17 protein-coding genes are annotated in these 17,056 nt (G+C 74.0%); 10 read left to right on the top strand and 7 right to left on the bottom strand.

Annotation, left to right across the window (positions count from 1 at the left end; all coding sequences use genetic code 11):
• Positions 1–121: 121 nt before the first annotated feature.
• Positions 122–1,003, bottom strand: a complete 882-nt coding sequence (locus tag QFW77_RS09940) for a hypothetical protein (protein WP_280574457.1) — start codon at positions 1,001–1,003, stop codon at positions 122–124.
• An 83-nt stretch (positions 1,004–1,086) separates the two neighbouring features.
• Between QFW77_RS09940 and QFW77_RS09945 the strand changes: the two genes are divergently transcribed.
• Positions 1,087–2,364, top strand: a complete 1,278-nt coding sequence (locus tag QFW77_RS09945; protein WP_280574458.1) for an acetyl-CoA C-acetyltransferase — start codon at positions 1,087–1,089, stop codon at positions 2,362–2,364.
• 194 nt (positions 2,365–2,558) lie between these two features.
• On the opposite strand, the gene QFW77_RS09950 is transcribed toward QFW77_RS09945, so the two are convergent.
• The 3 genes from QFW77_RS09950 to QFW77_RS09960 all read right to left on the bottom strand — a co-directional run bounded on the left by QFW77_RS09950 (position 2,559) and on the right by QFW77_RS09960 (position 5,728).
• A complete protein-coding gene (locus QFW77_RS09950) occupies positions 2,559–3,812 on the bottom strand; it encodes a heme biosynthesis protein HemY (RefSeq protein ID WP_280574459.1) in 1,254 nt (417 codons plus the stop codon).
• A gap of 95 nt (positions 3,813–3,907) precedes the next feature.
• Entirely contained in the window at positions 3,908–4,915 is a 1,008-nt protein-coding gene (locus QFW77_RS09955; protein WP_280574460.1) for a uroporphyrinogen-III C-methyltransferase, read from the bottom strand.
• A 42-nt stretch (positions 4,916–4,957) separates the two neighbouring features.
• The gene (locus QFW77_RS09960) at positions 4,958–5,728 is read right to left on the bottom strand and encodes a uroporphyrinogen-III synthase (RefSeq protein ID WP_280574461.1); all 771 of its coding nucleotides are present in this window, start codon (positions 5,726–5,728) and stop codon (positions 4,958–4,960) included.
• Between the two features lie 73 nt (positions 5,729–5,801).
• Between QFW77_RS09960 and QFW77_RS09965 the strand changes: the two genes are divergently transcribed.
• The 5 genes from QFW77_RS09965 (at position 5,802) to QFW77_RS09985 (ending at position 8,922) form a co-directional block, all read left to right on the top strand.
• A complete protein-coding gene (locus QFW77_RS09965) occupies positions 5,802–6,260 on the top strand; it encodes a YiiD C-terminal domain-containing protein (RefSeq protein WP_280574463.1) in 459 nt (152 codons plus the stop codon).
• A gap of 31 nt (positions 6,261–6,291) precedes the next feature.
• Positions 6,292–6,711: a hypothetical protein gene (locus QFW77_RS09970; protein ID WP_280574465.1), complete on the top strand. Its 420-nt coding sequence runs from the start codon at positions 6,292–6,294 to the stop codon at positions 6,709–6,711.
• A 133-nt stretch (positions 6,712–6,844) separates the two neighbouring features.
• The gene (locus tag QFW77_RS09975) at positions 6,845–7,285 is read left to right on the top strand and encodes a rhodanese-like domain-containing protein (protein WP_280574466.1); all 441 of its coding nucleotides are present in this window, start codon (positions 6,845–6,847) and stop codon (positions 7,283–7,285) included.
• Positions 7,286–7,362: 77 nt separating this feature from the next.
• The gene (secB, locus tag QFW77_RS09980; protein WP_280574468.1) at positions 7,363–7,899 is read left to right on the top strand and encodes a protein-export chaperone SecB; all 537 of its coding nucleotides are present in this window, start codon (positions 7,363–7,365) and stop codon (positions 7,897–7,899) included.
• Between the two features lie 3 nt (positions 7,900–7,902).
• Positions 7,903–8,922, top strand: a complete 1,020-nt coding sequence (locus QFW77_RS09985; RefSeq protein ID WP_280574469.1) for an NAD(P)H-dependent glycerol-3-phosphate dehydrogenase — start codon at positions 7,903–7,905, stop codon at positions 8,920–8,922.
• Positions 8,923–9,009: 87 nt separating this feature from the next.
• Here QFW77_RS09985 and QFW77_RS09990 read toward each other — a convergent pair whose 3' ends face one another.
• Positions 9,010–9,600 carry an OmpO family porin gene (locus QFW77_RS09990; protein WP_280574470.1) on the bottom strand — a complete coding sequence of 197 codons (591 nt, stop codon included), beginning with the start codon at positions 9,598–9,600 and terminating at the stop codon, positions 9,010–9,012.
• 347 nt (positions 9,601–9,947) lie between these two features.
• Between QFW77_RS09990 and QFW77_RS09995 the strand changes: the two genes are divergently transcribed.
• The gene (locus QFW77_RS09995) at positions 9,948–10,427 is read left to right on the top strand and encodes a hypothetical protein (protein ID WP_280574471.1); all 480 of its coding nucleotides are present in this window, start codon (positions 9,948–9,950) and stop codon (positions 10,425–10,427) included.
• Positions 10,428–10,471: 44 nt separating this feature from the next.
• Here QFW77_RS09995 and QFW77_RS10000 read toward each other — a convergent pair whose 3' ends face one another.
• Both QFW77_RS10000 and QFW77_RS10005 read right to left on the bottom strand, forming a co-directional pair.
• Positions 10,472–11,830 (bottom strand): ATP-binding protein, encoded by a 1,359-nt coding sequence (locus QFW77_RS10000; protein WP_280574472.1) that lies wholly within the window; start codon positions 11,828–11,830, stop codon positions 10,472–10,474.
• Positions 11,830–12,495: a response regulator transcription factor gene (locus QFW77_RS10005; RefSeq protein WP_280574473.1), complete on the bottom strand. Its 666-nt coding sequence runs from the start codon at positions 12,493–12,495 to the stop codon at positions 11,830–11,832. The genes QFW77_RS10000 and QFW77_RS10005 overlap by 1 nt, the downstream gene beginning before the upstream one ends.
• Positions 12,496–12,714: 219 nt before the next feature.
• Here QFW77_RS10005 and QFW77_RS10010 point away from each other — a divergent pair, with 219 nt between their 5' ends.
• From QFW77_RS10010 to QFW77_RS10020, 3 genes are read left to right on the top strand one after another with little or no spacing between them, the layout of a single operon-like run.
• Complete coding sequence (locus tag QFW77_RS10010; RefSeq protein WP_280574474.1) at positions 12,715–14,706, top strand: serine hydrolase domain-containing protein; 1,992 nt, start codon at positions 12,715–12,717, stop codon at positions 14,704–14,706.
• 11 nt (positions 14,707–14,717) lie between these two features.
• The gene (locus tag QFW77_RS10015) at positions 14,718–15,722 is read left to right on the top strand and encodes a dipeptide epimerase (RefSeq protein WP_280574475.1); all 1,005 of its coding nucleotides are present in this window, start codon (positions 14,718–14,720) and stop codon (positions 15,720–15,722) included.
• Positions 15,719–17,041 (top strand): peptide MFS transporter, encoded by a 1,323-nt coding sequence (locus QFW77_RS10020; protein ID WP_280574476.1) that lies wholly within the window; start codon positions 15,719–15,721, stop codon positions 17,039–17,041. Before QFW77_RS10015 ends, QFW77_RS10020 begins: the two co-directional genes overlap by 4 nt.
• The last annotated feature ends 15 nt before the right edge of the window (positions 17,042–17,056 follow it).

A 17,056-nucleotide genomic window follows, 5' to 3' on the forward strand; every position in this document is an offset into this window, starting at 1 on the left:
CATGGCACGCTCCTGCGAGGGGCGGACGGTGGGTTTGCCCGTAGGACCGGCCCACGGCCGCGAAGGCCGCGGGCGGTTCCGGCCGGGTTGGCGGTGATCGCAGGTGTCGCCAGCCGTCCGCTCAGGCCAGCTCGTCGTGCGGGTCCAGGCGCGAGCGGCAGTGGGCGTAGGTGACGGGCACGCCGTGCGCCTGCAGCAGCGCGGACAGCTGGCGCTGGCGCGCCTCGAAGCGGGCGAAGCCGCGCTCCAGCCGGGCCTCGTCGCCCTCGCCGGGCGCGTAGCGGTTGCGCCAGCCGTCGGGCGAGAACAGGGCGATCCGCGCCTCGCCGCCGGCATAGTGCAGCAGCGGCTCGGGCGGGGCATCCAGCCAGGCTTCGTCGCCCGGCGCCAGCAGCGCGGTCTCCAGCAGCGGCCACAGCGGCTTCAGGCCGGCGTGCTCGTACTGCAGCGCGGTCATCGCGCACAGATCGTGCAGGGTCAGGTAGCGCACGTGCTCCAGCTGCAGGCCGAATGTCTCCTGCGCCAGCAGCGCGGTGGCCGCGCCGGCCATGCCGCGCTCCATCAGGTCGTCTTCCAAGGCCGCACCAACGGCGGCCAGCACCGCCGGGTCCCCGGTGAGCGTCAGCGGCAGCAGCCGCAGCGGCCCGCCGCGATGTTCGGGCGAGGGCGCCAGCGCGCCGGGCAGCCGGCCCTGGTGCGCGCCGAAGGCGATCACCCGGCCGCCGCGTTCCCCCGGTGCGCGCGCCGACAGCTGTTCGAGTTCGTGGTGCAGCGGCCAGCCCGGGCGCAGCAGTTCGACCGGGTCGTAGTGCGCGCCCACCAGCACCAGGTCGAGTGCCGTCGCCTCGGCGGCGAAACCGGCCAGGTCCGCGGCGATCAGCGCGCCCAGTTCGCCGGCTTGCTCCTGTGCGAGCGCGTCGCTGCCCGCTGCGCTGCCGGGCCGCAGTTCCAGCGCCAGGGCCGCACGCACGGGCGGAGTCGGGTTCAGCGCGGATTGGGTCATCGTGATTGGCCGTGCACGGCGGCGGCGTTAGACTGCTTTCATTATGCCCGTCATGGTCGATGGGCCGTCGCGAGGTGCTCCCGATGCAGCAAGGTCGTCCGGTCGCCGTGCTCGGCGGCGTCCGTATCCCGTTCTGCCGCCGCAACACCGCCTACGCGGACGTCGGCAACCTGGGCATGTCGGTGCGTACCCTCGGCGCACTGGTGGAACGGTTCGGCCTGCACGGCCAGCAGCTCGGCGAGGTCGCGATGGGCGCGGTGATCAAGCACGCCAGCGACTGGAACCTCGGCCGCGAGGCGGCGCTGTCGTCGGGCCTGTCGGCACTCACGCCCGGCATCACCCTGCAGCGCGCCTGCGGCACCTCGCTCGACAGCCTGATCACGGTCGGCAACAAGATCGCCGTGGGCCAGATCGAGGCCGGCATCGGCGGCGGCTCCGACACCACCTCCGACGTGCCGATCGTCTACGGCCAGTCGCTGCGCCGGCGCCTGCTGCGCGCCGCGGCGGCGAAGACCACCGGCGAGAAGCTCGCCGCGTTCCGGGGCTTCCGCCTGCGCGAGCTCAGGCCCGATTTCCCCGGCGTGGCCGAGCCGCGCACCGGCAAGTCGATGGGCGAGCACTGCGAGGACATGGCCAAGGAGTGGAACATCTCGCGCGACTCGCAGGACGAGCTGGCGGTGGCCTCGCACCACAAGCTGGCGGCCGCTTACGAGCGCGGCTTCTTCGACGACCTGGTGGTGAGCTTCCGCGGCGTGGCGCGCGACAACATCCTGCGCGCCGACACCTCGATCGACAAGCTCGCCACGCTCAAGCCCGCCTTCGACCGCAGTTCCGGGCGCGGCACCCTCACCGCCGCCAATTCCACCCCGCTCACCGATGGCGCCGCCGCCTGCCTGCTGGCCAGCGAGGACTGGGCCCGCGCCCACGGCCACGAACCGCTGTGCTGGATGCGCGACGCCCAGGTGGCGGCGGTGGATTTCGTCCACGGCGAGGGCCTGCTGATGGCGCCGACCGTGGCGGTCGCGGAACTGCTCCGCCGCAACGGGCTGACGCTGCAGGATTTCGACATCTACGAGATCCACGAGGCCTTCGCCGCGCAGGTGCTGTGCACGCTGCGCGCCTGGGAGAGCGAGGACTACTGCCGCAACCGGCTCGGCCTGGAAGCGCCGCTGGGGCGGATCGACCCGGCCCGGATCAACCCGGTCGGCTCCTCGCTGGCGGCGGGCCATCCCTTCGCCGCCACCGGCGCGCGCATCGTCGCCACCGCCGCCAAGCAGCTGGCCGAGCGCGGCGGCGGCCGCTGCCTGGTGTCGATCTGCACCGCCGGCGGCATGGGCGTGGTGGCGATCCTCGAGCGCTGAGCGGCCCGGCCACGCCGCGCCGCGCCAAGTCCAGCAGGAGCGTGCCGCGCACGCGAACGCCGTCGCGGTCGCAAACCCCCGGAATCACCGCCCACCCGGCCGGCACCACCAGCGGCCTCCGGCGCCATGAGCTACCCGCACGGGCGCACTCGCCGCGGGTCGCCGTCGCTCGGTCGGGAAGAATGCGCTCGCGACTACTCCCGCAACCGCGGCAGGCCGTGCTCGTCGCGGTCCTCGCCGGCGGCCTGGTCGTGGATCTGCTGGCGCAGGTCGCGGTCGGCGAAGGCCTCGATCGGCTCGCCGCGCGCGGAGCGCAGCGCATTGCGATAGCACAGCCTGGCGCGCGCCTCGTCGCCGCGGGCCTCGTAGCCGCGCGCAAGCGCCTCCCAGGCCTCGGTGCCGGCGCCCTGCGCCAGCGCACGATGCAGGTAGTCCTCGGCCTGCGCCCATTGCTGCTGTTCCTGCGCCAGCCGCGCCAGGGTCAGCAGCAGGGCGGGGCTGGAGGGATGCGCCTGCAGCCAGCGTTCGGCGACCTCGCGCCGGTGCTCGACGCGGCCCAGCGGCAGCAGCCCGTACCGCTCCGCCAGGCCCTCGTCCCAGCGCGTGTCCAGCGCCTGCTCGAGGCTGCGGGTGGCCGCCTCCTCCCAGCGCAGCGCGGCGCCGCGGTCGGCATAGGCGGCGACCACCGCGGCCTCGGCGCGCTGGCGCTTGGACAGGGTTTCCCAGCGGTCCGCCAGCACGTTGGCATCGGCGGCCTCGCGCAGGGCCGCGGCCGCCCACCGGGTTTCGTATTCGTCCAGGCGCGCGGCCGGCAGCGCCTGCTGCTGGCGCAGCGCGCCGAGCATTTCATAGGCCTGCGCGGCCTGGCCGGAGCCGGCGAACGCCTCGGCGCGCAGCGCCAGGCCGCGCGGCGGCAGCGGCTGCGCGGCCGGCGCATCCAGCGCCACCAGCGCGTCGGTGGGGCGGCCGTCGGCGATCGCCAGTTCGGCCTCGGCGATGGCCCGTGAGGCGGGGTGGCGCTCGCCGAATCCCGCCAGCAGCTGCCGTGCCTGGGTGGTGTCGCCGCGCGCCCAGGCGGCGTGCGCCGCGGCGACCCGGGCCGGCGCCTCGGCGGGCGGGTCGTCGGTGGCCTGCGCCAGCAGCTTCTCGGCGCGCTGGTAGTGGCCCTGGTGCAGGGCGTCCAGGCCGTCGCCGAGACGCGCCCGGCTCTGGCGGTCGCGGCGGCGGTTCCAGCTGCGGAACGGGAAGCTCAGCAGTTTCCACAGCAGCCACAGCACCAGCACCACCAGCAGGCCGATGCCGATCGCCCGCACCAGGGTGGTGGTGTAGTCGTAGCCGCCGTAGCGCACCAGCACGAAGCCGTGGTCGTGGGTGATCAGCATCTGCGCCAGCAGCGCGCCGAGCACCGCCAGGGCGATCCAGAACAGCAGGTTGCGGAACAGGTTCATAGCCGGATTCCTCGCTCGTTGCCGCCACGGTAGGCGCGCGGGTGTGGCCGGCGCGTGCAGCCGGCGCGCGCGCGACCCGCCCCCAAATCCCCCGTTCAGCTTTCTCGGCCGGCCAGCGCGCCCTCCGGCGAGCCGGCACGCTGCCGGCGCAGCTGGTCCAGGGTGGTGCCGAGCACCGGCAGCGGCACGGACAGCGGCGCCTTGCGCAGCGCGGCGATGCCGGCGCGGCGCTCGCGCAGCGCCGGGGAGTCGGGCCACAGCCGCGTCAGCCAGGCATCGATGCGCTCGAGCGCGGCGCGCAGGCCGGCCTCGTCGCGCCGCTCGATCGCGGCCCGCGCCAGGGTCAGTTCCAGCTGCAACGCCGCCAGCCCGCCAGCGCGATCGGCCGGTTCGAGCGCGACCGCGCCCTCGGTGGGGCGCACCTCGACCAGCCGCCCGAACGCCCGCTGCCACCAGCTCGCCGCCGGCGCGTCGCCGGCGGGGGTGTCCACCGGCAGCGCCGGCAGCGCGGCGGCGAGCGCCTCCAGCCGGCCGGCGGCGATCCGCCGGGGGTCCTCGCCGAGCACGTCGAGCGCGGCGCGCTCCTGGGCCAGGGCCTGGCGCAGGTCGAGCAGCCCCGGGGCCGGGTGATCCAGCCCGGACAGCAGCTGCGCGGCCAGCGCGTAGGCGCGGCGGGCACCGTCCAGGTCGCCGGCCAGCTGCAGGCGCTGCTCGCCCTGGGCGAGCAGCAGCTCCACCTCGTCCAGCCGCAGCGCCTGCGCGGCATCGCGCCGGGGCGCGGCGAGCGCCGCCAGGTCGTCCTCGACGATCGCCGCGCGCTGGCCCAGGCCGAGCAGTTCGTCGCGCAGGACGCGATTGGTCGCCTCGGCCTGCTGCAGGCGCTGCGCCTGCGCCCGCAGGTCGTCGCGCAGGCGCCCGGTCCGCGCTTCGAGCGCTTCCACGCGCTGGTCGACGCCGCGGTCCCCGGCCAGCCGCGCCTGCTCGCGCGCCGACCACCAGGCCCAGGCGGCCAAGGCCGCGAGCAGCGCGAGTGCGAGGGCCAGCCACCAGCCAGCGCGGCGGCCGCGGGCGGGGGGAGGGGGGGCGTGCGGGGGCTCGATCATGACGGGGGAAGGGGGCGCCGGCACCGGCCGGTCGCGGCGATGCTACCGGATCGGCGCGCCGGCGGCGGCCAGCAGCGAGCCCGGCCGCGCGTCCGCCGCCACCGCCACCCTGGCGAAGCCGCGGGCGCGGGCCAGATCGGCCAAGCGGGCGCTGGCGGCGAGCACCCGGGCCTGGCGCAGGCGCGCGGCCAGGTCGGGGGGCAGGGCCGCCAACGTCCGCTCCAGCGCCTCGCCGCTGCTCACCGCCAGCAGCAGCGGGGCCCGCAGCGCGCGCAGGCGGGCGAGCGCGTGCGGCGCGGGCGCCACCGGGAGGCGCCGGTACACGTCGGCGCGCAACAGCTGCGCACCGCGCCGGCGCAGGACCGCGGCGATCCGGCCGCGCCCGCCCGGGGCGGTCACCAGGCCCACCGTGAGACCGCGGACCCCGCGCAACTGCGGCATGGCCAGCAGGCCCTCGCTGTCCATGCGCTCGGGGGCCGCCGCGCTGGCGACGCCGCAGCGGCGCAGGGCGGCCAGGGTGCCGGCGCCGACGCCCAGCCAGACCTGGCCGGCACGCGGCCGCAGTGGGCGCAACGCCGCCGCCGCGCGGACCGCGGCCGGACTGGTGAACACCACCCGCGGCGCCGACAGCGCGGCGCGCAGATCGCGCACGCTGCCGGCATCGTCGAGCCGGACCAGCTTCCAGGGCGCCAGCGCCAGCACGCGCGCGCCGTGCCGGGCCGCGGCGCGGCGCAAACCGGCGTGCGCGCCCACGGGCCGCAGCGAGATGACGTAGCATCCCGCCAGTGCCGAGGAATCCGTCGCGCCGAGCATGGGCGGCAGCTTGGTGGCAGCCCAGCGCCGCCGCAAGCCCGGTACCCACTCCCGAACCAAGGACCCAGTGCGGATGTCGCCCGAAGAATCGCTGCGCGCGCTCGATGCCCACTACCAGGCCATGCCGCCGGTGGCGGCGATGCGGCTGCGCATCGCCGGCTACGACGGCGAGTGCCTGCGCCTGCACGCGCCGCTCGCGCAGCACGTCAACGACAAGGGCTGCGCGTTCGGCGGCAGCCTGGTGTCGCTGATGACGCTGTCGTCCTGGGGGCTGGTGTCGCTGCGCATCCGCGAAGCCGGGCTGCAGGCCGACGTCTTCGTCGCCGACAGCAGCGTTCGCTACCTGGCGCCGCTGTATGCCGATCTGGAGTCCGAGTCGCGGCTGGCGCCCGATCTGCGCTGGAGCGACTTCACCGCCACCCTGCGCGAGCGCGGCCGCGCCCGCACCACCCTCTCGGCGCGCGTGCCGCTGCCGGACGGCGGCACCGCCACCGAGGGGCTGGCGCGTTACGTGGCGATCGCCAGGCGCTAGGATGCGTCCATCCAGAAGGGGAACCATCGACATGCGCGACATTCGCAGGATCGCATGGCTGCTGCTGGCGGCGCTGCTGCTGGCCGGCTGCGCCGCCACCAGGAAGCAGGCGGACGCCCTGCAGCGCCAGCAGTACGCCTGGTCGGCGGCGATCCGCTGGGGCGACTTCGAGGGCGCCTGGAACCTGGTCGACCCGGACTACCGCGAAGCCAATCCGATGACCGACCTGGAGTTCGAGCGCTACCGGCACATCCAGGTCTCGGGCTACCGCGAGCGTGGCGCGCAGGCGCTGGAAGACGGCACCGCGGTGCGCGAGATCGAGATCGGGGTGGTGAACCGCCACACCATGACCGAGCGCTCGCTTCGCTACACCGAGCAGTGGCGCTACGACGCCGACGCCGGGCAATGGTGGATCACCAATGGCCTGCCCGACTTCTGGCGCGGCGAATAGCCGCGTCCGGCGCCGGGGCGCGAGCCGGCGCCCCGCCGGGGCCCCTGCGCGGCGCTAAGCCCGCGGGCGCGCTTTGCGCCGCGCCCCGCGCTGGGCGACAATCGCCGCCCGCTGCCGGATCTGCGTGCCCCCCGTGAATCTCGAAGAACTGCTGGCGTTCGCCGGCCGCCACCCGCTGCTGTCGCTGGCCCTGGCCGGGCTCACCGCCGCCATCCTCTTCACCGAGATCGCGCGCCTGTTCCGCGGCTTCAAGGGCCTGCGCCCGGCCGAGCTGACCGCGCTGGTCAACCGCGACAACGCGCTGGTGGTGGACCTGCGGCCGATGGCCGATTTCGAGAAGGGCCACATCCCCGGTTCGAAGAACGTGCAGCTCAGCCAGTTCGATCCGGAAAGCAAGCAGCTGGCCGCGGCCAAGGCGCTGCCGGTGGTGCTGGTCTGCAAGACCGGCCAGACCGCGTCGGGCGCCGCGGCGCGGCTGAAGAAGGCCGGATTCGAGCGCGTGTTCGTGCTCGACGGCGGGATCTACGGCTGGCAGCAGGCCGACCTGCCGCTGAGCCGCGGTCGCGGCCGCTGAGCGGGCCGGTCCCGCGCCGAGATGCCATAATCGCCCTCTTTTCCGTCGAACCGATCAACCGCTGGAGTCCCACCGAGATGGCCGAGCAACAACCCGATACCGCCAACGGCGCCGCCGCACCCGCGCAGCCCGCCGGCGCGCAGTTCAGCGTCGAGAAGATCTACGTCAAGGACGTGTCCTTCGAGTCGCCCAAAGCGCCGCAGGTGTTCAACGAGCAGGCCCAGCCGCAGCTCAACATGAACCTCAACCAGCGCGTGCAGAAGGTCGGCGAGAACGGCTACGAGGTGGTGCTGGCGATCACCCTGACCTGCACCCTCGGCGAGGGCGAGGGCAATACCGTGTACGTGGCCGAAGTGCAGCAGGCCGGCGTGTTCGGCCTGGCCGGGTTCGAGGCCAACGTGCTCGACGCGATGCTCGGCACGCACTGCCCGAACGTGCTCTATCCCTATGCGCGCCAGCTGCTCGGCGAGCTGATCCAGGCCGGCGGCTTCCCGCCGTTCCTGCTGCAGCCGATCAACTTCGAGGCGCTGTATGCCGAGGGCCTGCGCCAGCGCAACGCGCGGCAGCAGCAGGGTGCGGGCAACGGCGACAGCGAGACGGTCGGCAACGCCTGACCGATGTCGAACCCGCCCTCCGTCGCGGTCCTGGGCGCGGGGTCCTGGGGCACCGCGCTCGCGGCGCTGACCGCGCGCCACGGCGTCCCGACGGTGCTGTGGGGGCGCGATGCCGCCCTGGTCGCGGCCATCGACCGGCAGCACGAGAACCCGCGCTACCTGCCCGGTAGCGCGCTGCCGGAGTCGCTGCGCGCCACCACCGACCTGGCCGGCGCGCTGTCGGGCGCCGGTCTGGTGCTGGTGGTGGTGCCCTCGCACGCCTTCGCCGAGACCCTGCAGGCGCTGGCGCCGCTGCGCCCGGCCCACGCCGGCGTGGCCTGGGCGACCAAGGGCTTCGAGCCGGGTTCGGGGCGGTTCCTGCACGAGGTCGCCGCCGGGATCCTCGGTGCCGAGGTGCCGCTGGCGGTGGTCACCGGGCCGTCGTTCGCACAGGAGGTGGCGCGGGGATTGCCGACCGCGCTCACCGTGCATGCCGACGACCAGGGCTTCGCCCAGACCGTCGCCGACGTGCTGCACGGCCCGGCGTTCCGCGCCTATACCGGCGACGACATGTGCGGCGCCGAGCTCGGCGGCGCGATGAAGAACGTGCTGGCGGTGGCCACCGGCGTGGCCGACGGCATGGCGCTGGGGCTCAACGCCCGCGCCGGGCTGATCACCCGCGGGCTCAACGAGATGCTGCGCCTCAACATCGCCATGGGCGGGCGCCCGGAGACGCTGATGGGCCTGGCCGGGCTCGGCGACCTGGTGCTGACCTGCACCGGCGACCTTTCGCGCAACCGCCGCCTCGGGCTGGCGCTCGGCCGCGGCCGAGCCATCGAGGAGGCGGTGCGCGAGATCGGCCAGGTGGTCGAGTCGCTGCAGACCGCCGACGAGGTGATGCGGCTGGCCGACCGCCACGGCATCGAACTGCCGATCGCCGGCAACGTGCGCGACGTGCTGCACGGGCACATCTCCCCGGCCGAGGGCCTGGCGCGGCTGATGGCCCGCGAGCGCAAGGCGGAGTATCCGGTGCGGCTGTTCTAAAAAAAAACCCCGGCCGTTGCCGGCCGGGGCGATCGCGATGTTCCGGGGGAGAGAGAGTCGATCGCGATTGGTGCGGGTTGCGGCGGCCTACCAGGTGAAGCGCGGGCCGACGAACCACTGGGTGTCGCCGTCGGCGAACTTGACGTCGCCGCTGACGCCCCAGTTGGGGTTGAACTTCAGCTGGGCGCCGAGGCGGCCGTAGAAGTCGCCTTCGTAGTCGAAGCCATCGTCGCTGCCGTAGTCCTCGTAGCCCGCCATCGCGTAGCCCTCGAAGTTGGTGGTCAGCGCGCCGCGCACGCCGACCTCGGCGCTGTAGCCGTCCGGATCGATGCGGTTGCCGAGCAGGTCGCGCCCGGCATCGACCTTCTCGTAGGCGATGCGGGTGACCAGGTCGGCGCGCGGCGAGATCTCGTGGTTGTAGCCCACGCCGACACGGAACTGGTCGAAGTCGCGATCGGTGTCGTCGATCTCCTGGTTCAGGTAGCCGCCGAAGACGTGGAAATTGGGATGGAAGGCGAACGAGGCGTTGGCGCCGAAGCCGTCGGCATCGGCGTCGCCATCGCCGTTGGTGGCGCTGTAGCCGCCTTCGACGTAGTTGTAGGAAATGCCCTCGGCGGCGTGCGCGGCGGCGAACGGCAGCGCGGCGGCGAGGGTCAGGGCGAGCAGGGAACGCTTCATCGGGGGGTGCCTCTTCTTTCTTGTTTATGGGCCGGCCCGGGCGGCGAGGGGAGGGAGGAGAAGTGCTTCAGTTGCTGAAAAGCACGACTGCCGCCCGGGCCGGTGCACGCATTGTGCGAGGGCAAGCGCAACATGGCCTGAATACTGAACTTGAAAGTACAGGAACTTTGAGCGCGCATTCAGGTCGGCCCGGGGCTTAAACGGGTTTTAATCCCGCCGCCGCAGCGTGGGAGCACCCCCAGTGCCCGGAGCAATCCGCCATGTCCCATCCGATCCCGTCCCGCTCCCCAGACCTCCGCGATCGCGCGCCGCGCCCCCCGCTCCCGAGGCCGAGGTCCGCACTGGCCGTGCGCGCGGTCCGGCGCGAGGAGTTTCCGGCGCTGCTGGCGCTGTGCGAGGCGCAGTCGCGGGTGGACGGCGGCGCCGCCGGCGCTCCCGGCGCGGGCCGCGGCTACGCCTCCGCCGATCCGATCGAGCTGCACGAGGCGCTGTTCGACCCGCCGCTGCGGGCGTGGGCGTGGCTGGCGAGCATGGACGGCCGCTACGCCGGGTATGCGGGGGCGAGCGCCGGCTGCTCGCTGCCGGACCGCCGCAACTACCTGCGCCTGGAGTCGCTGTTCGTGCAGCCGGGCACCCGCGATGCCGCGGCCGTCGAACGGCGCCTGTTCCTGCATGCGCTGCGCGCGGCCGACACGCTCGACTGCGCCAGCGTGCGCTGGCACCTGCCGGCGGCCCAGGCCGACCGGCTGCGCGAGGTGCTGCCCGCGCATGCGGTCCGCACCGACCCGGCGCACTACCTGCTGCCGGTGCGCGGGGCGGCGGGCTGACCGAGGCGCGTCGTGACGGGCGACGCGCCCTCGCCCGCCGGCGCTCAGCGGGGCGGAAACTCCAGCCGCACGCCGAAGCCGCGGCCGTCGATGCCGCTCAGGGCGTGCACCGCGGCCCGGTGCGCCCGCGCGATGCGCGCCACCAGCGACAGGCCGATCCCGCTGCCGCGCTCGCCGTTGCCGTTGCTGCCGCGGAAGAAGCGCTCGAAGATCAGCTCGCGCTCCTCCTCGGCGACGCCGGGGCCGTCGTCGCGCACCTCCAGCACGCCGCCGCCGCCCGCGCGCTGCCGGCAGGCGATCTCGACGCGCCCGCCCTCGCGGCCATAGCGCAGCGCGTTGTCGAGCAGGTTGCGCACCAGGATGCCGAGGTCGTCGAGGTCGCCTTGGACCACGCACGGCGCGGCGTCCAGCGCGATCCGCTGGCGCTTGCGCGCCGACACCAGCTCGAATTCCTGGGCCACCATCGCGATCACCTGCGCCAGGTCGACCGGGCCGTGGCCCTCGCCGCCGCGGGCGCTCTCGACCCGCGCCGAATCGAGCAGCTGCTGGGCCAGGCGCGAGGCGCGCTCGATGCCGCGGACCAGCCGGTCGAGCGCCTCGCGGGTCTCGGCCGGGCTGCTGGAATGCAGCGCCACCTGGGCCTGGGTGAGCAGCGCGGCCAGCGGGGTGCGCAGTTCGTGGGCGGCCTCGCTGAGGAACTGGCGCTCGGCCTGCAGCGCGTGGTCGAGCCGCTGCAGCAGCGCGTTGAACGAGTCGACCAGGGGCCGCACCTCCGTGGGCAGCCCGGCCCCCGGCAGCGGCGCGAGATCGAGCGTCTCGCGCTTGGCCATCGCCTGGCGCACCCGCAGCACCGGCTGCAGCGACCAGCGCACCACCAGCCACACCGCCAGCGCCAGCCCGCCCAGCACCGCCAGCGCGGTGACCAGGCTGGTATGCGCCCAGCGCTTGATCTCGTGATGCCGCGCCGAGGCGTCGAGGCCCACCTGGACCTGCACCCGGCCCTCGGCGTCGGTGACCGCGAACACCCGCCAGGGATCGCCGCCGACCAGCACGTCGGCGTAGCCGTCGGAGAAATCCGCGCGCATCGGCCCGGCCGGCGCCTGCGACGAGGCCACGATGCCCTCGCCCCGCGCCACCTCCCAGACCTGGAAATGCAGGTTGTCGAACTTGCCGGTCAGCGCGGCGGCCTCGCGCGGCAGCCGCAGCCGCGGGCTCGCGCCGCTCGCCTCGATATCGCCCGGCAGCGACAGCAGGATCTGTTCGGCGATGCTGCGCAGGGAGCGGTCCAGCAGGCCGCTCTGCTGCCGGGTCATGTGCTGGTACTGGCAACCGAACCAGATCGCCCAGGCCGCCAGCACGACCAGGGCCAGCACCACCAGCAGCCGCGCCCGCAGCGAGCGCATCAGGCCGGGTCGCCGAGGCGGTAGCCGTAGCCGTGCACGGTGACCACCACGTCCTCGCCCAGCTTGCGGCGCAGCTGGTGCACGTAGACCGCCACGGTGTTGCTGCCGATCGCGCCGTCGCCGCCGTAGATGCGGTCCTCCAGGTGCGCCCGGGCGAGCACCCGGCCCTCGCATTCCATCAACGCCAGCAGGGTGCGGTACTCGTGCGCGCCCAGCGCCACCGGTGCCCCGCCGAGGGTGACGCTGCGCGTGGCCGGATCCAGCACCAGGTCGCGCCAGCGCAGCTGCGGCGCCACCCGGCCGCGGCTGCGGCGGACCACCGCGCGCAGCCGCGCCAGCAGCTCGTCGCGCTGGAACGGCTTGAGGATGTAGTCGTCGGCGCCGCCGTCGAGGCCGCGGATGCGGTCGCTGAGCCGGTCGCGGGCGGTGATGATCAGCACCGGGGTGGTGTCGTAGCGTTCGCGCATGCCGGCCAGCACCTCGAGGCCGGAGCCGCGCGGCAGGCCGAGGTCCAGCAGCACCGCCGCATAGCAATGGTCGACCAGGGCCAGCCGCGCCGCCGCGACGTCCTCGCTGCGATCGGCGCGCCAGCCGTCCTGGGCCAGCGCCGCCTCCAGGGCGTCGCCGAGCATGCGATCGTCTTCGACCAGGAGCACGGAATCCATGGGGCGCCGGGGGCGGATGCGGCCGGGCAGGCTCGCCGGGGGCGATTAAAACAGGTTTAAGCGCGCCCCCACGCCTCGGCCGCCCCGCGGGCGCGGCTGGTCGAGGTTGACAATTCTCCAATTGGGATCATTATCGCTCATACAGGCGTGATCGAGGCCGGGTTGGCGTGTACAGGCCGCACCCGTCGCCGGTCCGGGGGAACCAATCAGGAGCTTGCGATGCGCGTATCCACCTTGTTTTCCGTCGTCGCGGGCCTGCTGCTGGCCCTGCCCCCGGCGCTGGCCCAGGAGATGGCCCCGCCGGCGCCGACCGAGGACCTGCCGGTCGCGGCGGCGCCCGAGGTGGACGCGGGGCCGGCCCTGTCGCGGGCGGACCTGGAGGCCTGGGTGGACGGCTTCATGCCCTATGGCCTGGCCAGCGGCGACATCGCCGGCGCGGTGGTGGTGGTGGTCGCGGACGGCGAGGTGCTGCTGCAGAAGGGCTACGGGGTCGCGGACCTGGCCACCGGCGCCCCGGTCGACCCCGAGCGCACCCTGTTCCGCCCGGGCTCGGTCTCCAAGCTGTTCACCTGGACCGCGGTGATGCAGCTGGTGGAGCAGGGCCGGCTGGACCTGGACGCGGACGTCAACCAGTACCTCGATTTCGAGATTCCGGCGGTCGACGGCAAGCCGGTCACCCTGCGCCACGTGATGACCCACACGCCGGGCCTGGAGGAGCAGATCCGCGGCCTGATCGCCAGCGATCCCGAGGAGATCGTCCCGCTCGGCGAGGCCCTCAAGCGCTGGGTGCCCGAGCGCATCCACGCGCCGGGGACCACCCCCGCCTATTCGAACTACGCCACCGCGCTGGCCGGCTACATCGTCGAGCGCGTCTCCGGCGAGTCCTTCGACGACTACATCGACCGCCACCTGTTCGAACCGCTGGGCATGCGCTCGTCCAGTTTCCGCCAGCCGCTGCCCGCGCCGCTGCTGGCGCGGATGTCGAAAGGCTACGAGCGTGCCTCCGACGGCGAGGCGAAGCCGTACGAGTTCATCAGCCTCGCCCCGGCCGGCAGCCTGGCCGCGACCGGCGCGGACATGGCCCGCTTCATGATCGCCCACCTGCAGCGCGGCCGGCTGGGCGATGCGCGCATCCTCTCCGAGCGCACCGCCGAGCGGATGCACACCACCGGCCAGCCCTCGATCGAGCCGCTCAACCGGATGATGCTCGGCTTCTACGAGACCAGCATCAACGGCCACCGCGCGATCGCCCACGGCGGCGACACCCAGTGGTTCCACAGCGACCTGCAGCTGTTTCCCGACGACGGCCTGGGGGTGTTCGTCTCGTTCAACAGCTCCGGCCGCGAGGGCGCCACCGGCCACCTGCGCAGCGCGCTGGTGCGCGGCCTGGCCGACCGCTACCTGCCGGGCCCCGGCCCCCGCGGCGAGGGCGTGGACGAGGACACCGCCCGGCAGCACGCCGAGGCCATCGCCGGCCACTACGACAGCAGCCGGCGTCCGGACAGCAATTTCATGTCGCTGGTCGGGCTGATGGGCCAGGTGAAGGTGTTCGCGAACGAGGACGGCACCATCAGCGCGTCGCTGATGGTCGGGCCGGACGGCACGCCGAAGAAGTGGCGCGAGATCTCCCCCTGGGTGTGGCAGGACACCGCCGGCAGCGACCGCCTCGCGGCCGAGGTCGTGGACGGCGCGGTGACCCGTTTCACCGCAGAACCCTACGCCCCGATCATGGTGTTCCAGCGGTTGCCGGCGTGGCGGGCCTCGTCGCTGCTGCTGCCGCTGCTGGGCCTGAGCCTGGCGGTGCTGCTGCTGACCGCGCTGGCGTGGCCGGTGTCGGCGCTGGTGCGCCGCCACTACGGCGTGAGGTACGCGCTGACCGGCGCCGACGCGCGCGCGCACCGGATCGTCCGCATCGTCGCCCTGGTGGTGCCGCTGACCATGATCGCGGTGCTGGTCATGGTGGTGATGATGATGAGCGACCTGTCGCTGCTCGGCCCCGGCAGCGACGCGATGGTCAACGCGCTGCGGCTGCTGTCGACGGTCGTGTTCCCGCTCGGCGCGCTGCTGGCGCTGTGGAACGCCTGGCAGGTGCTGCGCAGCCGCCGGCGCGTGCTCGCCAAGCTGTGGAGCGTGCTGCTGGCGCTGGCCTGCCTGTTCCTGCTGTGGGTGGCGGCGGCTCACCACGTCCTCGGCTACGGCGCGTACTACTGAGGGCGCCGGCGATGGGCAACGCCGTCCCGCTGCGCCTCGAGCTGCGCAGCGAGCTGCTGCAGCTCGCCGCGCCGTTCCGGATCTCCGGCCGGGTGTTCCGCGACTCGCCGGCGCTGGTGGTCGAACTGCACCATCCGCGCGGGACCGGCCGCGGCGAGGCCGCCGGCGTCTACTACAACGACGACGCCCCGGAGGCGATGCGGGCGACCCTGGAAGCGCTGCGCGGGCGGATCGAGGCCGGCCTGGACCGCCGCGCGCTGCAGGCCCTGCTGCCGCCGGGCGGCGCGCGCAACGCGCTCGACTGCGCGCTCTGGGACCTGGAAGCGAAACTCGCCGGCAGCCCGGTCTGGCGGCTGGCGGGGCTCGACGGCGTGCGCCCGCTGCTGACCACCTTCACCGTCGGCGCCGACACCCCCGAGGCGATGGCCGAACGCGCCGCCGCGTACGACCACGCGCGTGCGATCAAGCTCAAGCTCACCGGCGAGCCGGCGCTAGACGGCGAACGCGTGCGCGCGGTGCGCCGCCGCCTGCCCCGGGTCTGGCTCGGCGTCGACGCCAACCAGGGCTTCGATGCCGCCAGCCTGCCGCTGCTGCTGCCGGTGCTGGCCGAGACCGGCGTGGCGCTGCTCGAGCAGCCCGGCGCGCGCGGCCGCGAAGCGGACCTGGACGGCCTCGAACGGGTGGTGCCGGTGGCCGCCGACGAGAGCATTCTCGACCTGCGCGAGCTCGAGGCGCGGCACCGCCACTTCGACGTGATCAACATCAAGCTCGACAAGTGCGGCGGCCTGACCGAGGGGCTGGCGATGGCGCGCCGCGCCCGCGAGCTCGGCAAGCGGGTCATGGTCGGCAACATGGTCGGCACCAGCCTGGCGATGGCGCCGGCATTCGTGCTCGGCCAGCACTGCGACGTGGTCGACCTGGACGGGCCGCTGTTCCTCACCGCCGACCGCCGGCCCGGCGCGGTCTACCGCGACGGCCACATCGACTGCCCGGGCGAGGTGTGGGGCGATCCGTGAGCGCCGGGGCCGCGGAGCCGCAATGGTTCGGCCAGCCGCGCGGGCTGACCATCCTGTTCCTGACCCAGATGTGGGAGATCTTCTCCTACTACGGGATGCGCGCGCTGCTGGTCTACTACATGACCAAGCAGCTGCTGATGGGCCAGCAGCAGGCCTCGCTGGTGTACGGGCTGTACGCGGCCACGGTGTACTTCACCCCGATCCTCGGCGGCGTCGTGTCCGACCGCTGGCTGGGCCGCCGCCGCGCGGTGATCATCGGCGGGGCGGTCATGGCGATCGGCCATTTCCTGATGGCTTCCGAGAGCCTGTTCTACCTGGCCCTGGCCGCGATCGCGCTGGGCAACGGGCTGTTCCTGCCGAGCCTGCCGAGCCAGGTCGACGGCCTCTACGCACGCCGCGATCCGCGCCGCGGCTCGGCGTACAACATCTACTACGTCGGCATCAATCTGGGCGGCCTGCTGGCGCCGCTGGTGTGCGGCACGCTCGGCGAGCTGTACGGCTGGCACTACGGCTTCGGCGCCGCCGGCATCGGCATGCTGCTGGGGCTGGCGGTGTACGTGCTGGGCGGGCGCTACCTGCCCGCCGGCGAGCGCCGCGGCCCGGTCGAGGCCGCCGGCCGCGCCGGCGATGCCGGGGAAGCCGGGGAAGCCGGGATGGCGCTGCGGCTGCGCGTGCTGCTGGCGATCGGCCTGTGCGTGATGCTGTTCCGCGGCGCCTACGAGCAGGTCGGCAACACCATCGCGCTGTGGGCCGATACCGGCATCGACCGCAGCCTCGGCGCGCTGACCATCCCCATGACCTGGTTCCAGGCGCTCAACCCGCTGCTGGTGATCGCGCTCACCCCGGTGCTGGTGGCGCACTGGTCGCGCCAGGCCCGGGACGGCCGCGAGCCGGGCTCGGCACGCAAGATGGCGCTGGGCGCGGGCGGGGTGGCGCTGGCCTACCTGCTGCTGGCGGCGGTGAGCGCCGGCACCGCGGCCGGCCAGACCAGCTGGCTGTGGCTGGCGCTGTTCTTCCTGGTGCTGACCGCGGGCGAGCTGTTCATCCTGCCGGTCGGCCTGGGGCTGTTCGCGCGGCTGGCGCCCTCCCGGCACCGCGCCACCACGGTGGCGGCGTGGTTCTTCGCCGCCTTCGGCGGCAATCTGCTGGCCGGCCTGCTGGGCATGGCCTGGACCGCGCTGGGGCCGGCGGCGTTCTTCGCCCTGATGGCGGCGGTGGCGGGCAGCGCCGGGGTGCTGCTCGGGCTGCTGGACGGTTCGGCGCGGCGGATCGAGGCGGAAGCGCGCCCGGCCGCCGACGCCGCGGTGGCACGGGTTTGACAATTCTCCAATCAG

Origin of the sequence: Luteimonas endophytica, from assembly GCF_029887875.1 — a bacterium.
GTDB classification, from domain to species: Bacteria; Pseudomonadota; Gammaproteobacteria; order Xanthomonadales; family Xanthomonadaceae; genus Luteimonas; species Luteimonas endophytica.

Bases quoted from the DNA above. Each gene is read 5' to 3' on its own strand.
- QFW77_RS09985 (WP_280574469.1), top strand. From the start codon at position 7,903: ATGTCGAACCCGCCCTCCGTCGCGGTCCTGGGCGCGGGGTCCTGGGGC.
- QFW77_RS09970 (WP_280574465.1), top strand. From the start codon at position 6,292: ATGCGCGACATTCGCAGGATCGCATGGCTGCTGCTGGCGGCGCTGCTG.
- QFW77_RS09955 (WP_280574460.1), bottom strand. From the start codon at position 4,915: ATGATCGAGCCCCCGCACGCCCCCCCTCCCCCCGCCCGCGGCCGCCGC.
- QFW77_RS10000 (WP_280574472.1), bottom strand. From the start codon at position 11,830: ATGCGCTCGCTGCGGGCGCGGCTGCTGGTGGTGCTGGCCCTGGTCGTG.
- secB (WP_280574468.1), top strand. From the start codon at position 7,363: ATGGCCGAGCAACAACCCGATACCGCCAACGGCGCCGCCGCACCCGCG.
- QFW77_RS09990 (WP_280574470.1), bottom strand. From the start codon at position 9,600: ATGAAGCGTTCCCTGCTCGCCCTGACCCTCGCCGCCGCGCTGCCGTTC.
- QFW77_RS09945 (WP_280574458.1), top strand. From the start codon at position 1,087: ATGCAGCAAGGTCGTCCGGTCGCCGTGCTCGGCGGCGTCCGTATCCCG.
- QFW77_RS10010 (WP_280574474.1), top strand. From the start codon at position 12,715: ATGCGCGTATCCACCTTGTTTTCCGTCGTCGCGGGCCTGCTGCTGGCC.
- QFW77_RS10005 (WP_280574473.1), bottom strand. From the start codon at position 12,495: ATGGATTCCGTGCTCCTGGTCGAAGACGATCGCATGCTCGGCGACGCC.
- QFW77_RS09965 (WP_280574463.1), top strand. From the start codon at position 5,802: ATGTCGCCCGAAGAATCGCTGCGCGCGCTCGATGCCCACTACCAGGCC.
- QFW77_RS09940 (WP_280574457.1), bottom strand. From the start codon at position 1,003: ATGACCCAATCCGCGCTGAACCCGACTCCGCCCGTGCGTGCGGCCCTG.
- QFW77_RS09950 (WP_280574459.1), bottom strand. From the start codon at position 3,812: ATGAACCTGTTCCGCAACCTGCTGTTCTGGATCGCCCTGGCGGTGCTC.
- QFW77_RS10015 (WP_280574475.1), top strand. From the start codon at position 14,718: ATGGGCAACGCCGTCCCGCTGCGCCTCGAGCTGCGCAGCGAGCTGCTG.
- QFW77_RS09960 (WP_280574461.1), bottom strand. From the start codon at position 5,728: ATGCTCGGCGCGACGGATTCCTCGGCACTGGCGGGATGCTACGTCATC.